The organism is Mesorhizobium sp. M0664 (assembly GCF_040320565.1).
Lineage (GTDB): Bacteria > Pseudomonadota > Alphaproteobacteria > Rhizobiales > Rhizobiaceae > Mesorhizobium.
This window is the reverse complement of record NZ_JAMYPW010000027.1, coordinates 18,388-34,374: the sequence shown is the minus strand read 5'-3', so window position 1 is coordinate 34,374 and position 15,987 is coordinate 18,388. Positions and strand designations below refer to the sequence as shown.

Annotated in this window: 16 protein-coding genes; 10 read left to right on the top strand and 6 right to left on the bottom strand. The window is 63.1% G+C overall.

All coding sequences use genetic code 11. From position 1 onward, the window contains the following. Positions 1-58: 58 nt before the first annotated feature. From phnD to phnE (NKI39_RS21900), 3 genes are all read left to right on the top strand, one after another. Positions 59-967 (top strand): phosphonate ABC transporter substrate-binding protein, encoded by a 909-nt coding sequence (gene phnD, locus NKI39_RS21910; RefSeq protein ID WP_352834308.1) that lies wholly within the window; start codon positions 59-61, stop codon positions 965-967. Between the two features lie 66 nt (positions 968-1,033). Beyond that, positions 1,034-1,990 (top strand): phosphonate ABC transporter, permease protein PhnE, encoded by a 957-nt coding sequence (phnE, locus tag NKI39_RS21905; protein WP_023675195.1) that lies wholly within the window; start codon positions 1,034-1,036, stop codon positions 1,988-1,990. Positions 1,991-2,057: 67 nt separating this feature from the next. Continuing rightward, positions 2,058-3,425: a phosphonate ABC transporter, permease protein PhnE gene (gene phnE, locus NKI39_RS21900; protein WP_352613131.1), complete on the top strand. Its 1,368-nt coding sequence runs from the start codon at positions 2,058-2,060 to the stop codon at positions 3,423-3,425. 24 nt (positions 3,426-3,449) lie between these two features. Here phnE (NKI39_RS21900) and NKI39_RS21895 read toward each other — a convergent pair whose 3' ends face one another. The 3 genes from NKI39_RS21895 to NKI39_RS21885 all read right to left on the bottom strand — a co-directional run bounded on the left by NKI39_RS21895 (position 3,450) and on the right by NKI39_RS21885 (position 6,927). Next, positions 3,450-4,301: a sugar phosphate isomerase/epimerase family protein gene (locus NKI39_RS21895; RefSeq protein WP_352823333.1), complete on the bottom strand. Its 852-nt coding sequence runs from the start codon at positions 4,299-4,301 to the stop codon at positions 3,450-3,452. Between the two features lie 227 nt (positions 4,302-4,528). Next, positions 4,529-5,716 (bottom strand): Gfo/Idh/MocA family protein, encoded by a 1,188-nt coding sequence (locus NKI39_RS21890; protein ID WP_352814567.1) that lies wholly within the window; start codon positions 5,714-5,716, stop codon positions 4,529-4,531. Positions 5,717-5,871: 155 nt separating this feature from the next. After that, a complete protein-coding gene (locus NKI39_RS21885; RefSeq protein ID WP_352823336.1) occupies positions 5,872-6,927 on the bottom strand; it encodes a sugar phosphate isomerase/epimerase family protein in 1,056 nt (351 codons plus the stop codon). A 392-nt stretch (positions 6,928-7,319) separates the two neighbouring features. Here NKI39_RS21885 and NKI39_RS21880 point away from each other — a divergent pair, with 392 nt between their 5' ends. Genes NKI39_RS21880 through NKI39_RS21860 form a run of 5 tightly spaced genes read left to right on the top strand, consistent with a single transcriptional unit; the run spans position 7,320 to position 11,558 of the window. Next, positions 7,320-8,207, top strand: a complete 888-nt coding sequence (locus NKI39_RS21880; RefSeq protein WP_352448392.1) for a sugar phosphate isomerase/epimerase family protein — start codon at positions 7,320-7,322, stop codon at positions 8,205-8,207. A gap of 55 nt (positions 8,208-8,262) precedes the next feature. Beyond that, on the top strand, positions 8,263-9,432 hold the full coding sequence (locus NKI39_RS21875) for a mandelate racemase/muconate lactonizing enzyme family protein (RefSeq protein ID WP_352474076.1): 1,170 nt from the start codon (positions 8,263-8,265) through the stop codon (positions 9,430-9,432). 1 nt (position 9,433) lies between these two features. Continuing rightward, complete coding sequence (locus NKI39_RS21870; RefSeq protein ID WP_292661187.1) at positions 9,434-10,150, top strand: FadR/GntR family transcriptional regulator; 717 nt, start codon at positions 9,434-9,436, stop codon at positions 10,148-10,150. A 1-nt stretch (position 10,151) separates the two neighbouring features. Continuing rightward, positions 10,152-11,132, top strand: coding sequence for a hydroxyacid dehydrogenase (locus NKI39_RS21865; protein WP_352474074.1), 981 nt, complete (start codon positions 10,152-10,154; stop codon positions 11,130-11,132). Between the two features lie 42 nt (positions 11,133-11,174). Further along, the gene (locus NKI39_RS21860) at positions 11,175-11,558 is read left to right on the top strand and encodes a hypothetical protein (RefSeq protein WP_352474072.1); all 384 of its coding nucleotides are present in this window, start codon (positions 11,175-11,177) and stop codon (positions 11,556-11,558) included. 14 nt (positions 11,559-11,572) lie between these two features. Here the strand turns inward: NKI39_RS21860 and NKI39_RS21855 are convergent, their stop codons facing one another. Further along, the gene (locus NKI39_RS21855) at positions 11,573-12,868 is read right to left on the bottom strand and encodes an amidase (protein WP_352474071.1); all 1,296 of its coding nucleotides are present in this window, start codon (positions 12,866-12,868) and stop codon (positions 11,573-11,575) included. Between the two features lie 120 nt (positions 12,869-12,988). Between NKI39_RS21855 and NKI39_RS21850 the strand changes: the two genes are divergently transcribed. Continuing rightward, complete coding sequence (locus NKI39_RS21850; protein ID WP_352834302.1) at positions 12,989-13,336, top strand: GFA family protein; 348 nt, start codon at positions 12,989-12,991, stop codon at positions 13,334-13,336. Here NKI39_RS21850 and NKI39_RS21845 read toward each other — a convergent pair. After that, positions 13,333-14,556 (bottom strand): MFS transporter, encoded by a 1,224-nt coding sequence (locus NKI39_RS21845; RefSeq protein WP_352448398.1) that lies wholly within the window; start codon positions 14,554-14,556, stop codon positions 13,333-13,335. The two genes, NKI39_RS21850 and NKI39_RS21845, sit on opposite strands and share 4 nt — an antisense overlap. A gap of 91 nt (positions 14,557-14,647) precedes the next feature. On the opposite strand from NKI39_RS21845, the gene NKI39_RS21840 reads away from it, so the two are divergent. After that, positions 14,648-15,628: an AraC family transcriptional regulator gene (locus NKI39_RS21840; protein WP_352474069.1), complete on the top strand. Its 981-nt coding sequence runs from the start codon at positions 14,648-14,650 to the stop codon at positions 15,626-15,628. 12 nt (positions 15,629-15,640) lie between these two features. Here the strand turns inward: NKI39_RS21840 and NKI39_RS21835 are convergent, their stop codons facing one another. Then, positions 15,641-15,922, bottom strand: coding sequence for a hypothetical protein (locus tag NKI39_RS21835; protein ID WP_352834299.1), 282 nt, complete (start codon positions 15,920-15,922; stop codon positions 15,641-15,643). Positions 15,923-15,987: the final 65 nt, after the last annotated feature.

The following is a 15,987-nucleotide window of genomic DNA, read 5'->3' as shown; positions in this document are numbered from 1 at the left end:
ACCTGTCAAAAAATTCTAACGCTACCGGCGCGAGGCCGGGACCAACAGGAGAGAGATAATGTTCAGGAAGATGGTTTTTGGCGCCGTTTCATTGCTCGCCATCGCGGCAAGCGCCGCTCACGCCCAGGATATCAAGGAATTCCGCATCGGCATCCTTGGCGGTGAAAACGAAGCGGACCGGCTGCGCAACTTTCAGTGCCTCGCCGATCACCTGAAGTCCGAATTCGGCTTCGAGAAGGTCTCGCTGTTCCCGGCCGCCGACTATGACGGCGTTATCCAGGGCCTGCTCGGCGGCACGCTCGATTTCGCAGAGCTTGGCGCGTCGGGCTATGCCAGCGTCTACCTCAAGGATCCGAACGCCGTGACCCCGATCCTCACCACCCAGCAGACCGACAGCGCGACCGGCTATTATTCGATCGGCCTTGCGCTGAAGTCGTCCGGCATCACCGACATCAAGTCGGCCAAGGGCAAGAAGCTCGGCTATGCCGACCCGGATTCGACCTCCGGCTACCTGATCCCGCTGACCCAGATCCCGAAGGACACCGGCGCTTCGAACGAAACCTTCTTCGCCTCGACCCAGTTCAATGGCGGCCACGAGAACAACCTTCTCGCGGTTCGCGACGGCAAGGTCGATGTTGCGGTTGACGACTCCTCGGGCATCGGCGACTTCAAGAACGGCTACACCTCCGGCACCTTCCACAAGGAAGTCGCCAAGGGCGCCGTGGACCCCAACGATTTCGTTGAAGTCTGGCGCTCCGGCTTGATCCCGAACGGCCCGCTGGTCGTGCGCACCGCACTCGGCGGCGACATGAGCGCCAAGCTCGCCAACTTCTTCACCAGCCTGCCGGCCAAGGACAAGCCTTGCTTCGAGGCCATCGAAGGCGGCGATTTCACCGGCTACGTTCCGGTGAAGCCGGACTTCTACAGCGTCATCGTCGAAGCCCGCAAAGCCGCGATCGGCGGCTGACGACAATTGCGGAAAGGGCGGCGTCCTTCAGCGCCGCCCTTTTTGCGTGTCCGCTCGTGACCCCGTATGACCTTCGCCGCTACAATTCGTTCAGACGCGGTCCGGCAGGCAGCAGACGCCTGGCGACGCCAGACGTCCTTGCGCCGGTTCTACACGGCGCTCGGCATCGGCTCACTGCTTGTCGCCATGTGCACAGCCATGTGGTTCGCCGACGAGGCCAATGCCGGACATTTCTTCGATCGGCTGCCGCACATACTGGATTTCCTTAGTTGGCTTGTTCCCAAGGACTGGAACGACGTCTGGCGGGCGCTGTTCGACATCGCATCGCCGCACGACAAGGGCAGCCAAGAGTTCAACTTCCCGCTTGGCCGCGTCTATCTCTGGGGCGGTTTTTATCTACCCGAATATTTCGAGCTGATGCTCACCACGCTTAACGTGGCGCTGGTTTCCACTTTCATCGGCTTTGTCTTTGCGGTGCCCTTTTCCTTCATCGCCGCGCGCAACTTGACGCCCAGTCCGGTGCTCAGGCTCGTCGTCAAGCGCTTCATGGAACTGCTTCGCGCCTTCCCCGAGATCGTCATTGCCGGCCTGTTCGCAGCCATCCTCTCGACCGGCCCGGTCGCAGCCATCATCGCCATCGGCCTGCATTCCATCGGCGCTCTCGGCAAGCTCTTCTACGAGATCAACGAAAACATCGACATGCGCGCCGAAGAAGGCCTGCGCGCGGTCGGCGCCAACTGGTTCGAGCGCGTGCGCTTTGCCGGCCTGCCGCAAGTGCTGCCCAATTTCATGTCCTACACGCTGCTCAGGATCGAGATCAATGTGCGTATCTCGACCATTATCGGCGCGGTCGGCGGTGGCGGCATCGGCGAGGAACTGAAGCTCTCCATCTCGCGCGGCTTCGGCGCCAAGACGCTGGCATTGGTGCTGCTGCTGTTCACGACGATCTTCCTCGTCGACCAGTTTTCCGCCTGGCTACGCCGCAAGCTCGTCGGCGAGCAGGCATTCATGATGGGTGCCTGACCATGATCCCAAAAAGTGGATTCCCGTTTTTGGAAAAGATCATGGCAAATCAACAAGAAGACTGCCCATGGCCGCAATGACCGCCGATGAGATGCGGTCGATCGAGGAGCGCTTCCCCCAAGTGTTCCGGCGGCCCTTGTACAAACGCTTCGGCCCGCTGGTCCTGTTCACCGGCATCCTGCTCTATCTCCTCTACGCCTTGTGGTTCTTCAGCCTGCCGCAAGTGCTGAGGGAATCGCACTGGGAGCGCCTGCCGCTCTTCCTGACGCAATGGATCAGCTACGATCTGCAGCCGGAATTCCGTCTCGACCAGCCTCAGATCACACCCAGATATCCGCGTTTTTCGGCGCTCGGCGAAGACCCGCATCCCGATTGGGTCATCACCAACGCCAACGGCTCCTACACCGTCCTGATCGACGGCCGGGCCAAATCGGTCACCTTCGACAAGGCCGAAGCGACGCTTGTCGCCAATGGCCAGGCGGTGCCGATGTCGTTGACCAGCGGCAAACCGGTAATATCCGGCCCGGTGCCGGAGTGGATCACCGCGCATGACGATGAGATCGTCGCCAGGATGGGCTTTGCCGGCGAGGTCCGCATAACCGTCGATCGCGTCAAGGTCCGCAAACGCTTCCTCGGCTGGGCGAATTTCGTCTTCGACACACGCTCGCCCTTCTTCGGCAAGTCGCCCGGCGAGGTGGTCTCGTTGCTGATGTCCGGACCCCAGCTCAAGCCGGGCACATCAAACATTGCGCTGGCCGCCGACAATATCTGGAACAACGCCCAATGGCAGCATGGCGACGTCTGGACGAAGCTGTTCCAGACCATCGTCATGGCGTTTCTCGGCACCTTGCTCGGCGGCATCGTTGCCTTCCCGCTCGCCTTCTTCGCCGCCCGCAACATCACCCCGAGCGGCCTGCTTAGCCAGGTGCTAAAGCGGTTCTTCGATTTCATGCGTTCGGTCGACATGCTGATCTGGGCGCTGTTCTTCACCCGCGCCTTCGGCCCGGGCCCGCTTGCCGGCAGCGCCGCGATTTTCTTCACCGAGATCGGCACGCTCGGCAAAGTCTATTCGGAGGGCCTCGAGAACATCGACGACAAGCCACGCGAGGGCATCCAGTCGACCGGCGCCAACGGCTTGCTGGTGCAGCGCTATGGCGTGCTGCCGGAAGTGATCCCGGTCTTCATCAGCCAGACACTCTATCAGTGGGAATCCAACACCAGGGGCGCGACGATCATCGGCGCCGTCGGTGCCGGTGGCATCGGCCTGAAGCTCTGGGAGGCGATGCGCACCAATTCCAACTGGGCCAATGTCTTCTACATGGTGCTCTTGGTCCTGCTCGTCGTTTTCATCTTCGACAACATTTCCAATTTCCTGCGCCGCCGCTTGAGCAGGACGATCCACGACTACAACCGGATCCAGGCCGGCCAGGGCTGACAGAGGCGTTGCGCAGGCGTGCGGTTAGGGCGCCTTCCTCCATCCATTCCTGATATGCCTGTAGCCGTCGCGGTAGACGGCTTCCGGGCCTTCGGAAAAGTCGCGCCACACCTTGGTGGCCGCGGCCAGATCCTTCAGCGAGCGGCCGAACGCCTCGATCGTCAGCCAATCGTCATAACCGCTCTTGCGGATGGCAGAGAACGTCTCTTTCCAAGGGACGTGGCCGCGGCCCGGCACGCCGCGATCGTTCTCCGAAATGTGGATATGGACGATGTTCTTGCGGTTGCGCGTATAGGCCCCGATCGGGTCAGCCTCTTCGATGTTGGCATGGAACGTGTCGTACATCGCCTTGATGTGCGGCCGGTCGATCGCGTCGATATGCGCCGACAAATCGTCCATCGTGTTGAGCAGATAGCATTCGAAGCGGTTGAGCGCCTCCAGCCCGATGGTGACACCCTTGTTGCCGGCATGGTCACCGATGACGCGCTGCGAAGCGACCGAACGTTTTTTCTCGGCCGCCGTCGGCCCGCTGCCGGAGAAGACCCCGAGTGTCGAATGGAGCGGGCCGCTCAACGTGTTCGCGCCAAGCGCCTGAGCGCAGTCGATCGTCGATTTCATGTAGTCGATACCGGCCTTGCGCGTCGAGGCATCCGGCGAGATCAAATTCATCGCCGGATCGCCCATCGCCGAGACGGCGGTGCGTTGCAGCCCGATACGGTCGAGCAGCTCGCCGAGTTTCCTGTAGTTGTCCGGCGTGCCGGAGAAGACCGGTATCTCGACGCCGTCGAAGCCGGTCGCCTTGATGTCCCTCAACAACGGCTCGTGTTTTTTTGAGACACTGGTCGTCCACAACAACATGCACATGCCGATTTTCATCGACGCCCCTCCCCTTTTTACGGCCGGGCTTGCTCCTCCGGCGACTTCGCCACAAGCCCCCTCATCCGGCCGCTTCGTGGCCACCTTCTCCCCGCCGGGGAAAAGAGGTGAACGCCAGCGCCAACGATCTCCTCTCCCCACGAGGAAAGGTCGGATTGCCCCGAATTGCCTTGCAATTCGGCTGGCAATCCGGGTGACGGGGACTTCCCATTAACCGGGCGCAGCGATTAAAGCTTCGTCCACGCTCCGTTCTTCTTCGACGACTTCACGCAGGCCTCGATGAAGGCCATGCCCTCGACGCCGTCCTGCACGGTCGGGAAGACGACATCCTTGGCCGGCTTCCCGCCCTTCCGGCGCGCTGCACGAATAGCCCGCGCGGCTTCCTGATAGATGTTGGCGAAACCTTCGAGATAGCCTTCCGGATGCCCTGGCGGAACGCGGCTGACGCGCCCGGCGACGGGGAGCGCGCCGGCGCCATTACGGGTAATCAACTGCTTCGGCTGGCCGAACGGCGTGTACCAGAGATAGTTCGGGTCGGCCTGCACCCATTCGAGGCCGCCCTTCGAGCCGTAGATGCGCAATTTCAACCCGTTCTCGTGGCCGGGCGCCACCTGGCTTGCCCAGATCATTCCCTTCGCCGGGTGCGACCCGCCGACCGGCTTGAAGCGCAGCAGCACATTGATGTTGTCGTCGAGCAGCCTCCCCGGCACGAAGGCATCGAGATCGGCCGACAACGAATCGAGCTCCAGCCCGGAGACGAAACGGGCAAGGTTGTAGGCATGCGTGCCGATATCGCCCAGCGCACCGCCGGCACCCGCCTGCTTCGGGTCAGAGCGCCACGCAGCCTGCTTCTGGCCGGTGGCGGCCAGGTCTTCGGTCAGCCAGTCCTGCGGATATTCCGACTGCACGATACGGATATCGCCGAGCTGTCCCTTGGCCACCATCTCGCGTGCCTGCCGCACCATCGGATAGGCGGTGTAGTTATGCGTCAGCACGAACACCTTGCCGGTCTTCTCGACCAGCGCGGCCAACCTCTTCGCCTCGGCCAGCGACGTCGCCAGCGGCTTGTCGCAGATGACATGGATGCCGGCCTCGAGAAAAGCCTTGGCTGCCGGCACGTGCACATTGTTCGGCGTGACGATGGCCACCGCCTCGATGCCATCCGGCCGCTTGGCCTCCGCCTTGGCCATCTCGGCATAGGAGCCGTAGCTGCGTGCCGGATCGAGCCCAAGCTCGGCCGCCGAGGCCTTGGCGCGCTCCGGATTCGACGAGAGGGCCCCGGCAACCAGCACGAACTCGTTATCAATGCGCGCCGCGATGCGGTGCACCGCGCCGATAAAGGCGCCTTGTCCGCCGCCAACCATGCCGTAGCGGATCGGACCGCCTCCCGTTTCCGTCTTCGATGCGCCAACCATGATTTTCTCCCTCGTCACTGAAATACCCCTCCGCTGAGGGGAAGGTGGCCCGCACGGCCGGGTGGGGTTGGTTCATGCCGAGCTCTACGCCCGGCGACCCCACCCCGATCCGCTGCGTGGATCGACCCTCCCTTCGAGGGGGAGGGATATCTGTGCTAGATCCCCATCATGCCGCGCAGCATCTTTTTATCGGTCGTGCCGCCGGCGAAGTCGTCGAATGCTTTTTCCGTCACCCTGATGATGTGGTGCTGGATGAAGGGAGCGCCTTCGGCCGCACCATCCTCCGGGTGCTTGAGGCAGCATTCCCATTCCAGCACCGCCCATGAATCGTAATTGTATTGAGTGAGCTTGGAGAAGATGCCGCCGAAATCCACCTGCCCGTCGCCGAGCGAGCGGAAACGCCCGGCACGGTTGGTCCAGCTCTGGTAACCGGAATAGACACCTTGCCGCCCGGTCGGATTGAACTCGGCATCCTTGACGTGGAACGCCTTGATCCGCTCGTGGTAGATGTCGATGAATTCGAGATAATCGAGCTGCTGCAGCAGGAAGTGCGACGGGTCGTAGTTGATGTTGCAGCGCTTATGGCCGCCGACCGCATCGAGGAACATCTCGAATGTCGCGCCGTCGAACACGTCCTCGCCCGGATGAATTTCGTAGCCGACATCGACGCCGTTCTCGTCATAAACGTCGAGAATCGGCTTCCAGCGCTTGCCGAGTTCGGCAAACGCTTCCTCGATCAATCCCGCCGGCCGCTGCGGCCAGGGGTAGAGGTATGGGAAGGCCAACGCGCCGCAAAACGACACCGACGCCTTGAGCCCGAGATTCTTCGACGCCTTGGCGGCGAACTTCATCTGTTCGACCGCCCATTGCTGCCTTGCTTTTGGATTGTTGTGCACCGCAGCCGGCGCGAAGCCGTCGAACTGCGCGTCATAGGCGGGATGCACCGCCACCAGTTGCCCCTGCAGATGCGTCGACAGTTCGGTGATCTCGACGCCGGCATCGGCGCAGATGCCCTTCACCTCGTCGCAATAGGCCTTGGAGGAGGCTGCCTTCTCGAGATCGAACAATCGGGCGTCCCATGTCGGGATCTGCACGCCCTTGTAGCCCAGACCAGCCGCCCATTTGGTGATCGAGGCCAGCGAATTGAACGGCGCGGCGTCGCCCGCAAACTGCGCCAGGAACAGACCAGGCCCCTTCATCGTCGTCGGCATCGGCATCTCCCTATGTTTCACGACCAAGCATAGCGCCGATTGAAAACAGGGCCAGCGTCTTTGGTCTCTTTGCACAGCGCGCTCAGCGCCGCTATTCTGGTATTACCAAATGCCGAAATCCGGTCAAGCCATTTGACGCGCTGCCGCGGTCCTGCAACCATGCCGAGTTAGGCCACATGTTTAAGTATAATCAATAGCATAGACAGGAGCCAACGCTTGATGGCAGCACTTCTTGCCGTCCAGATGAAATTACTGTAGACCTCCCATCAGGCCCAATTGGTCGAACCAGTTTGCAAAAAATGCTGGGACGCCTTGGGGAAGAATCATGCGGCACGCTTCGGCAGAGTGCGCCGCAGGCGAACTGGTACAGGCGATTCTGGGAAGGATAGACCATGCATCTTTCGACGCACAATTGGATGCGGGCGGAGCCGCTGGAAACGACGCTCAAGCGCATCAAGAAATTCGGCTACGAGTCGATCGAGATCTCCGGCGAACCCGATCAGTACAAGCCCAAGGAGACGCGCGCACTGTTGAACGAGTACGGCATTCGCTGCTGGGGAGCGGTGACGCTGATGCTGGGCGAGCGAAATCTCGCCGCCAAGGACCAGGGCCAACGCGAGCGCTCGGTGCAGTATGTCAAGGACGTGCTGACCATGGTCAGCGAACTTGATGGCGAGATCATCACGCTGGTTCCGGCCACCGTCGGCAAGGTGGTGCCGGACGGCACCGAGGAAGAGGAGTGGAAATGGGTGGTCGACGCCACCCGGGAATGCTTCACCCACGCCAAGAAGGTCGGCGTCAAGATCGCGGTCGAGCCACTCAACCGCTTCGAGACCTATCTGTTCAACCGCGGCGCCCAGGCACTGGCGCTGGCCGATGCGGTCAGCCCCGAATGCGGCGTCTGCCTCGACGCCTACCACATCCACATGGAAGAATTTAACGTCTACGACGCCATCCGGCAGGTAGGCAAGCGCCTGTACGACTTCCATGTCGCCGACAACAACCGCTTCGCCGCCGGCCTCGGGCAGATCGACTGGCCGAAGATCGTCGGCACGCTGAAGGAGATCGGCTATGACGGCGCGCTGACCAATGAATTCGTCGCCCCCGTCGACCGCACGCCGGCTGCCCCCTATCCCGACATGGTCGAACGCAACCCCGTCGACATCTCGCCGGAGCAGCTGAAATTCATTCAGGACCACGGCTCCAGCGTGCTCACGGAGAAATTCTACACCGACCAGATGCGCATCAACGCGGAAACGCTGCTGCCGCTGATCAAGTAGCCGAGCCGTTTGGAAAGAGCCCTTCCGCCTCACCGCGGCCGGGCCGAGGATGAACATGCGCATCAAGACGGTCCAAGCCTGGTGGGTCCGCATACCGATCGAAGCCGCGAAGCAGCACCGCAGCGACTTCGGTCAGGTGGCGACGTTCGACGCCGCCATCCTGCGCATCGAGACCGACGACGGGCTGGTCGGCTGGGGCGAGGGCAAGAATGCCGCCGGCAGCGCCGGCAGCTACGGCGCCCTTGTCCATTTGCTGAACTACGAGGTCGGCCCGCAGCTGGTCGGCCGCGACCCGGCTGACATCGGCGTCATCTGGGAGATGCTCTATAATGGCACGCGCCACGACAGCGCCGCTCGCGCCGGCCACGCCATGCCGCAATTGGCGCGACGCGGCATGAGCATCGCGGCTATCAGCGCCGTCGACATCGCATTGTGGGACATTCTTGGCAAATCGCTCGGCGTTCCGGTCTGGCGGCTGCTCGGCGGCCGCAAGCTGGACCGCATGCCGGCCTATGCTTCCGGCGGCTGGGCCACTGCGGAAGCCATCGGCGACCAGCTGCAGTCCTACATCGCCAAGGGCGGTTTCAAGGCGCTGAAGATGCGCGTCGGCGCCATGGACGGCGCCCCACATATCTCGGCCGCTCGCGTCCGTGCCGCCAGACGGGCGCTCGGTCCCGATATCGACCTGATGGTCGACGCGCACGGCACCTACACGGTGGCCGAAGCCAAGCGCTTTATCCATCTCGCCGGCGACCTCGATCTCGCCTGGTTCGAGGAGCCGGTGATCGCCGACGACAAGCCCGGCATGGCCGAGGTGCGCGCCTGCGGTTCGATCCCGATCGCCACCGGCGAAAGCGAGGCGACGCGCTATGCCTTCCGCGACCTCGCCGTGCTCAAATCCGCCGATATCTTCCAGCCGGATCCGGCCTTTTGCGGTGGCATCAGCGAGGCGATGAAGATCGGCACCATCGCCAGCGCCTTCAATCTGCGCTTTGCGCCGCATCTTTGGGCCGGCGCGCCCTGCTTCTTTGCCGGGCTGCATGTCTGCGCCGCTTCGCCGGCGAGCTTCACCGTCGAATATTCGCTCGGCGCCAACCCGATGATCCACGATCTGATCGAAGAGACTGTCGAAGCAAAGGACGGTATGGTAGCGATCCCTGATAGACCCGGGCTGGGATTCACCATTTCGGAGCGGTTCCTGGAGGCGCACGCGCAACACGGCTGACATGAAAGAAAAGAACCTTCTCGCGGAACTCGCCGCCTATCTGTTCTCCCATTCGGACAAGGAGACGGGCCGCACGCCGTCGGAGCGCGAACTGGCAGAGCATTTCAGCGTCAGCCGCGGCCAGATCCGCGAGGCGCTGGCCATTCTCGAGGCCATGCGCATCGTCGAGCGACGGGCGAAATCCGGCATCTACATCGATACGAAGCAGGCGAGCGTCGAGGCGATGGCGCTGTTCGCCCGCGCCGGCCTGCCGCTCGATCCCGTCCAGATCTACGAGACGGTCGAGTTGCGCAAGATCCACGAGATCAAGGCCGCCGAACTTGCCTGTTCACGCGCCACCGAGGAGAATTTCGAGCGGCTGCGCGAGATCCTGAAGGCCTCCGAGGATCGCATCGCCGCCGGTGAAGGGCTTGCCCGGGAAGACCGCGAGTTCCACCTCGAGATCGTGCGGGCGACCAAGAACAGCGTCTTCCACAATATCTGCAGCGTCTACTACATGATGGGTGAACTGCGCCTGCCGATCTATTTCAACGATCCCGAACGCAGCGTGCGCTCCCATGCCGAGCATATCCAGATCTACGAGGCGCTGCTGCGCCGCGACGGCAATCTCGCCCAGGCGCTGATGAGCGCCCACCTGCAAGGCGCGGAAAGCTACTGGAAGGGGCTGATCGAGGGGCGTGGGGCGGAACCGGAAAGCCCTGCGCTCGAAAAGGCCTGAAATGCCCAAGATCCTGTCAACACACAGACTGCACCCTCGTGCCGCTTCCATGCTGACCGGGGCCGGCGAACTCGTCGTTGCTTCCGCCCTCGATGCGGCCACGCTGGCCGCCGAGGCAAGGAACGCCGATGTCATCATCGTTCGCGCTCCCTTGCCTGCGGCGCTTTTCGAAGGCGCGAAGAAGCTCAGGGCCGCGATCCGCCACGGCGCCGGGCTGGACATGGTACCGATGGAAGCGGCCAATGCGGCCGGCGTGCTGGTGGCGAATGTGCCGGGGGTGAACGCGCGATCTGTCGCCGAATATGTGATGTTCGCGGCGCTGGCGCTGCTTAGGCGCTTCCGTGTGTTGGACCGCGACTTGCGTGCGAAGGGCTGGCTGGCGGGCCGCGAACACACGGTGGTAGCCAGCGAGCTCGCGGGCAAGATGATCGGCATTGTCGGCCTCGGCGCGATCGGTCAGGCGGTTGGCCACATCGCCGCCCATGGGTTCGATCTGAATGTGGTGGCGACGACGCGCAGCATGCGGCCGGCGCCGGACAGGGTCGGCTTCCTGTCGATCGATGCACTCATCGAGCAGAGCGACATCATCGTTCTGTGCTGCCCGCTGACGCCCGAAACACGGGGGCTGATCAGCCGCGAGCGCATTGAGCGGATGAAGCCGGATGCGCTGCTGATCAATGTTTCGCGCGGGCCGGTGATCGATGACGACGCGCTGATCGAGGCCTTGCAGAAGGGGCGCATCGGCGGCGCCGCGCTCGATGTTTTTGCTACACAACCGCTACCGCCCAACCATCCTTATTTTGGCTTCGACAACGTCATCGTCACCCCGCACATGGCTGGGATTACCGAGCAGTCGATGATGCGCATGGGCGTCGGCGCGGCTGGCGAAGCCTTGCTGGTGCTGGCCAACAGATTGCCGGTCAATCTGCGCAACCCCGAAGTGGTCGAGCACTACCGGCGGCGGTTCCCTGCCGATTTCTGAAAGCGCCCCAATTTTCCCGAATTCGCCGGCGATGGTGCCGGCATGGCAAGCGTCACAAAATTCCTGCTGACCGCCGGCTTCTGCGTGGCGACGGCGCAAGCCTTCGCCAACGAACAGGGTAGCTACGTGTTCTGCGACAACGGCATACGCTGCCTGGCGGCGCCCTGTCCATCGAACAGCGCACTCGACCTTGCTGCTGGGAAGCTCATCAAAGGCGTTTCAATCGACATCGATCGCCTGCCGCAACAAGACAAGGCGCTCGATCTTTCAGACAAGCTCTATGCCGGCAAGGTCGTTGTTGTCGGCTCGATCGAGAACCGTACCCGGACCTTCAACGGCAAGCGGTACACCCTGCCTTGGCTGGTCGCCACCAGCATCGAACGCGCCGCCAAGGACAGCGAACGCGGCCACTGCTCGTCGCGCTGACACGCGCTGTGCGATCAATTTGCAAGCAGCCCCTCCACGCCGGCTGCGATGCGCAGCAGGTGGTGGTCATGGCCATTGCGCGCCACCAGCATCAGCCCGGCCGGACGCGTCATTCCCGGCATCGGCAGCGAGATGGCTGATAGATCGAACTGGTTGGCGACCTGCGTGTTGCGCAGCAGAAGGCCTTCCATCCTGTTGCACAGCGCCTCGTCGCTGGTCATCGACACGATCGTCGGCGCCGTCACCGGTGTGGTCGGCAGGGCCAGCACGTCGACCGACGCCAGCCGGTCATCCATCGCGGCGGCCAGCGCCGTGCGGCGGCGCATTGCCCTGATATAGACCGTGGCCGGAATGGCGGCGGCGCGCGACAATGGCCCGCTTACCCGCGGATCGACCGGCCTCGTCGCTCCCGCCGCCAGCCAGTCGGCATGGATCTCCGCCCCTTCCATCGCCGCGATAGACGCGCGTTGGGTTGCCACGCGCAGATCGGCAAGCAGGTCGTCGATCGACAGCTCCACAAGCCGTGCGCCGCTAAGCTCCATCTTGCGCAGACACCGGTCGAACGTCGTCGCGACCTCTTCGTGCGTATCATCGAACAGCACGCCGCGCGCAATACCGATGCGCAGGCCGTCCAGCGGCAGCGGCAACAGTGCCGCCAGGTTTTCGCCCGACATCACTGCATCGGCCGCCGCACATTCGGCGACGGTGCGGGCCAGCGGACCGATCGAGTCCAGCGTGGCTGACAGCGGAAACGCACCCGCAAGCGGCACGCGCCGCGCAGTCGGCTTGAAACCGACGACGCCATTCAGCGATGCCGGAATGCGCACCGAACCACCGGTATCGGAACCGATGGAGATTTCGCTGGTGCCTTCGCCCACCGAAACGCCGGCGCCTGAGGAGGAGCCGCCCGGAATACGGCTGGCATCGCTAGCATTGCCGGGCGTGCCATAATGTGGATTGACGCCGATCGCAGTAAAGGCGAACTCGGTCATGTTGGTCTTGCCGAGGATGATTGCACCGGCCTGGCGCAACTTTTGCACGACAATGGCATCCCGCAGCGCCGGCGCTGCGTTGGCGAGCAGCAGAGAGCCCGCCGTGGTCGGCTCGCCGGCGACATCGAACAGATCCTTGATCGAGACGATCGCCCCATCGAGCGGCCCGAGCGTGACGCCGGCTTTTCGCCGCGCATCGGTGGCGTCCGCCGCCGCCCGGGCGGCTTCCGGGTAGAGCTTTACGAAAACCCTCTCATCGTCGACGCGAGCGGCAAGAGACGAAAGAATTGCTTCGAGGTGATCGCGGGCTGATTGCATTTTTCGGTGTCGGACTCCGCGCGCTTGCAACGTCTTAAGGTAGCAGCCAGAAACTGGCCGCAGGAGACATAGCCCGGCGCGGTCGGATTTGCACCTGTCGAACCGAAGGAGGAAGGCGCGATGCTCTACCAAGGCAGCTGCCACTGCGGCAAGGTCGCGTTCGAGGTCGAAGGCGAGCTGACCGGAGCCGTTCGGTGCAATTGCTCGATCTGCTCGCGCAAGGGTGCACTGCTATCGGCAGTTCCGCATGAGAGCATGCGGGTGCTTGCCTGGGGCGATGATCTCGGCCGCTACAGCTTCGGCAACCATGTCATCGCCCACCGCTTCTGCCGCAGCTGCGGCATTCACCCCTTCGCCGAGGATGTCGGCGAAGGGAGCGGGCGAAGTGCCTATATCAATATTAATTGCATCGAGGCGTTGGACGTCGCCGCCGTGCCGGTCTTCGACTTCGACGGCCGTTCCGTTTAGGCCTTGGGGTCGTCGATCGGCTTGGGGCCAAGGAAGAACGCCGCCAGTGCCGCAAGCAACGTCGCCGCCGCGCAATAGGCGAAGGCGGTGGCAACGCCGGTATTGTCGACAAGCAGGCCGCCGAAGACGGCGCCCAACGCAATGGCGACCTGGAACGTCATAACCATGAGCCCACCGGCGCTTTCCGCCTGATCGGGGGCGGCCCGCACCAGCCAGGTCTGCAGCCCGACTGGGACGGCGCCGAAGGCAAAGCCCCAGCTGGCCACTGCTATTGCAGCCACGACGGGTGAACCTCCGACCACCAGCAGCAGGAGCGCCGAAAACGCGATCAGCAGGGGCGCCAGGCTGACGGCTGCCTTGAGGCTGCGTTCGGCAATGAAGCCGCCGGCAAAATTGCCGAAGAAGCCACCAATGCCGTAGGCGAGCAGCACAAGCGAGATCGTCTCGATGTCCAGCGCGGGCACCTTCTCGAGAAACGGGCGGACATAGGTGAAGCCGGCAAAATGTCCCGAGGCGACCAGTAGTACCACCAGCAGTGCCACCCTGATCATCGGCCGCTTCATCACCTCCAGCAGCGTGCGAAAACCTGCCGTACCTGCAGGCGGCAGCTTCGGAATGGTAGCCACCTGCACCAGCAGCGCCAGCGCTCCGACCACGGCGGCGATCATGAACGCCGTCCGCCAGCCCCAGATGTCGCCGACATAGGCGCCGACCGGAGCCGCGCAGACCGTTGCCACCGAAACGCCGGTGAGAATGATCGACATGGCGCGCGGCATCAGCCGCATCGGAACGAGCCGCATCGCCATGGCTGCCGACATCGACCAGAAGCCGCCAAGACTGATCCCGAGCATGATGCGGGCAATCAGAAGAACGGGAAGCGAGGACGCAAACGCGGCCACCAGGTTTGACAGCACAAGCAGCACCGTCAGCGCCCACATGACCAACCTGCGGTCCAGCCGCTTGGTGACAATGGCCATGGTCGGCGCCGCAATCGCGCCGATGACGGCGGTTGCCGTTACCGCCTGCCCGGCGGCGCCTTCGGTGATGCCGAGATCCTGCGCAAGCGGCGTCAGCAGGCTGGCAGGCAGAAATTCCGCGGTCACCAGGCCGAAGACTCCGAGCGCCAGGGAGACCACTGCCCCCCATGCGGGCTCGGATCGTTCGCCGGTTTCCGATGGGTCGAGAACGGCGTCCATGACGCCTGTCGCGGGTTCGGTCATGAGGGATCTCCGATCTGGTTGCAGCGCAGCATCTGGCTGCAGTGCAACATAGGGAGTGACTGTCTGGAGTTTCCATGCTAGAAACACCATTATGCTTGACCGTTCGTCCAAAATCCCCGTCACCGGTGATCCGCTGACAGACATATTGCGCGGATTGCGCCTCGAAGGCGTCGATTACGGCCGTTGCGAGATGAAGGAACCCTGGGGCATCCATTTTCCGGCTCAGGCGGCGGCACGGTTTCATTTCATCGGCCGCAAAGGCTGCTGGTTGCTGCAGCCGTCCGGCGAATGGGTGGAACTGAAGGCTGGCGACGCGGTATTGTTGCCGCGCGGCTCAGCCCACACGCTGGCGAGCGAGCCGGGTACCGAGGCGGCGCCGATCCACGGCTATGAGGTCGAGGAAATCTGCAAGGGTGTCTATTGCATGTCGAATGACGGCATGCCCGGCTGCCGTCCGGGGACCTTGCTGTTTTTCGGCAGCATGTATTTCAATCTCGATGGCTTGCACCCCTTGCTCGGCATGATGCCGGACGTGATGCGCGCACATGAGTTGGAGGCCTATGAGCCAGGTATCCCGCATTTGCTGGAAGCGATGGCCCGCGAGGTGACGATGGAGCGCGTCGGCTCCGGCGGCATCCTGGCGCGGCTGGCCGATGTGCTCGCCGCGACCGTCATCCGCTCATGGGTCGAGCGCGGCTGCGGCGACTCTTCCGGTTGGATTGCGGCGGTCAGGGACCGCGAGATCGGCCGGGTGCTGGCCGCGATCCATCTGGAACCGAACCGCGACTGGACGGTGGAAGCTCTGGCGAAGATGATGGGTGCCTCGCGATCAGGTTTCGCCGAGCGCTTCGCAACCATTGTCGGCGAAACACCGGCAAAGTACGTCACGCAGGTGCGGATGCACCAGGCGAGGCAATGGCTGGTCCGCGACCGGCTCAAGATTTCCGTCGTCGCGGCTCGTCTCGGCTACGAATCCGACGCCTCCTTCAGCCGCGCCTTCAAACGGGTCATCGGATCGCCGCCTAGCCATTTCCGGGCCGAGGAACAGGCTGATATCCGCCAGGCCGGCTAAACGTTGGCCGGGTTATTGCTCGGTGATGCAGGCCGAGCCGGCGCTGCTCTTGCAATATTTGCCGGAAGCCCCGCACCTGCCATCCGAGACTTCCACGACGGTGCCGCTCAACAACAGCTTGCAGTCGCTGGTGGACAGATTGACCGTGCCGTTGAGATCCTTGATCCTCTTGGCGTCGACCTTCGCGCCGGCGACAACTTTCTTGGCTGCCTGCGCCTCGCCCAGATGCGCCGCCGACAATCCCATACCGGCGACGAGTAGGATCGTCGCAAAACCGCGAAATAGAGTTCCCATAGCCAACCCTCCGTTTTGGGCCTCCAAATTGGGCTTGCAAAGCCCGTTTGGGACCAAAGGATCAG

What these genes read in the sequence shown, in the direction of transcription:
- phnD (WP_352834308.1), top strand. Translation starts at nt 59, where the DNA reads ATGTTCAGGAAGATGGTTTTTGGCGCCGTTTCATTGCTCGCCATCGCG.
- phnE (WP_023675195.1), top strand. Translation starts at nt 1,034, where the DNA reads ATGACCTTCGCCGCTACAATTCGTTCAGACGCGGTCCGGCAGGCAGCA.
- phnE (WP_352613131.1), top strand. Translation starts at nt 2,058, where the DNA reads ATGGCCGCAATGACCGCCGATGAGATGCGGTCGATCGAGGAGCGCTTC.
- NKI39_RS21895 (WP_352823333.1), bottom strand. Translation starts at nt 4,301, where the DNA reads ATGAAAATCGGCATGTGCATGTTGTTGTGGACGACCAGTGTCTCAAAA.
- NKI39_RS21890 (WP_352814567.1), bottom strand. Translation starts at nt 5,716, where the DNA reads ATGGTTGGCGCATCGAAGACGGAAACGGGAGGCGGTCCGATCCGCTAC.
- NKI39_RS21885 (WP_352823336.1), bottom strand. Translation starts at nt 6,927, where the DNA reads ATGCCGACGACGATGAAGGGGCCTGGTCTGTTCCTGGCGCAGTTTGCG.
- NKI39_RS21880 (WP_352448392.1), top strand. Translation starts at nt 7,320, where the DNA reads ATGCATCTTTCGACGCACAATTGGATGCGGGCGGAGCCGCTGGAAACG.
- NKI39_RS21875 (WP_352474076.1), top strand. Translation starts at nt 8,263, where the DNA reads ATGCGCATCAAGACGGTCCAAGCCTGGTGGGTCCGCATACCGATCGAA.
- NKI39_RS21870 (WP_292661187.1), top strand. Translation starts at nt 9,434, where the DNA reads ATGAAAGAAAAGAACCTTCTCGCGGAACTCGCCGCCTATCTGTTCTCC.
- NKI39_RS21865 (WP_352474074.1), top strand. Translation starts at nt 10,152, where the DNA reads ATGCCCAAGATCCTGTCAACACACAGACTGCACCCTCGTGCCGCTTCC.
- NKI39_RS21860 (WP_352474072.1), top strand. Translation starts at nt 11,175, where the DNA reads ATGGCAAGCGTCACAAAATTCCTGCTGACCGCCGGCTTCTGCGTGGCG.
- NKI39_RS21855 (WP_352474071.1), bottom strand. Translation starts at nt 12,868, where the DNA reads ATGCAATCAGCCCGCGATCACCTCGAAGCAATTCTTTCGTCTCTTGCC.
- NKI39_RS21850 (WP_352834302.1), top strand. Translation starts at nt 12,989, where the DNA reads ATGCTCTACCAAGGCAGCTGCCACTGCGGCAAGGTCGCGTTCGAGGTC.
- NKI39_RS21845 (WP_352448398.1), bottom strand. Translation starts at nt 14,556, where the DNA reads ATGACCGAACCCGCGACAGGCGTCATGGACGCCGTTCTCGACCCATCG.
- NKI39_RS21840 (WP_352474069.1), top strand. Translation starts at nt 14,648, where the DNA reads ATGCTTGACCGTTCGTCCAAAATCCCCGTCACCGGTGATCCGCTGACA.
- NKI39_RS21835 (WP_352834299.1), bottom strand. Translation starts at nt 15,922, where the DNA reads ATGGGAACTCTATTTCGCGGTTTTGCGACGATCCTACTCGTCGCCGGT.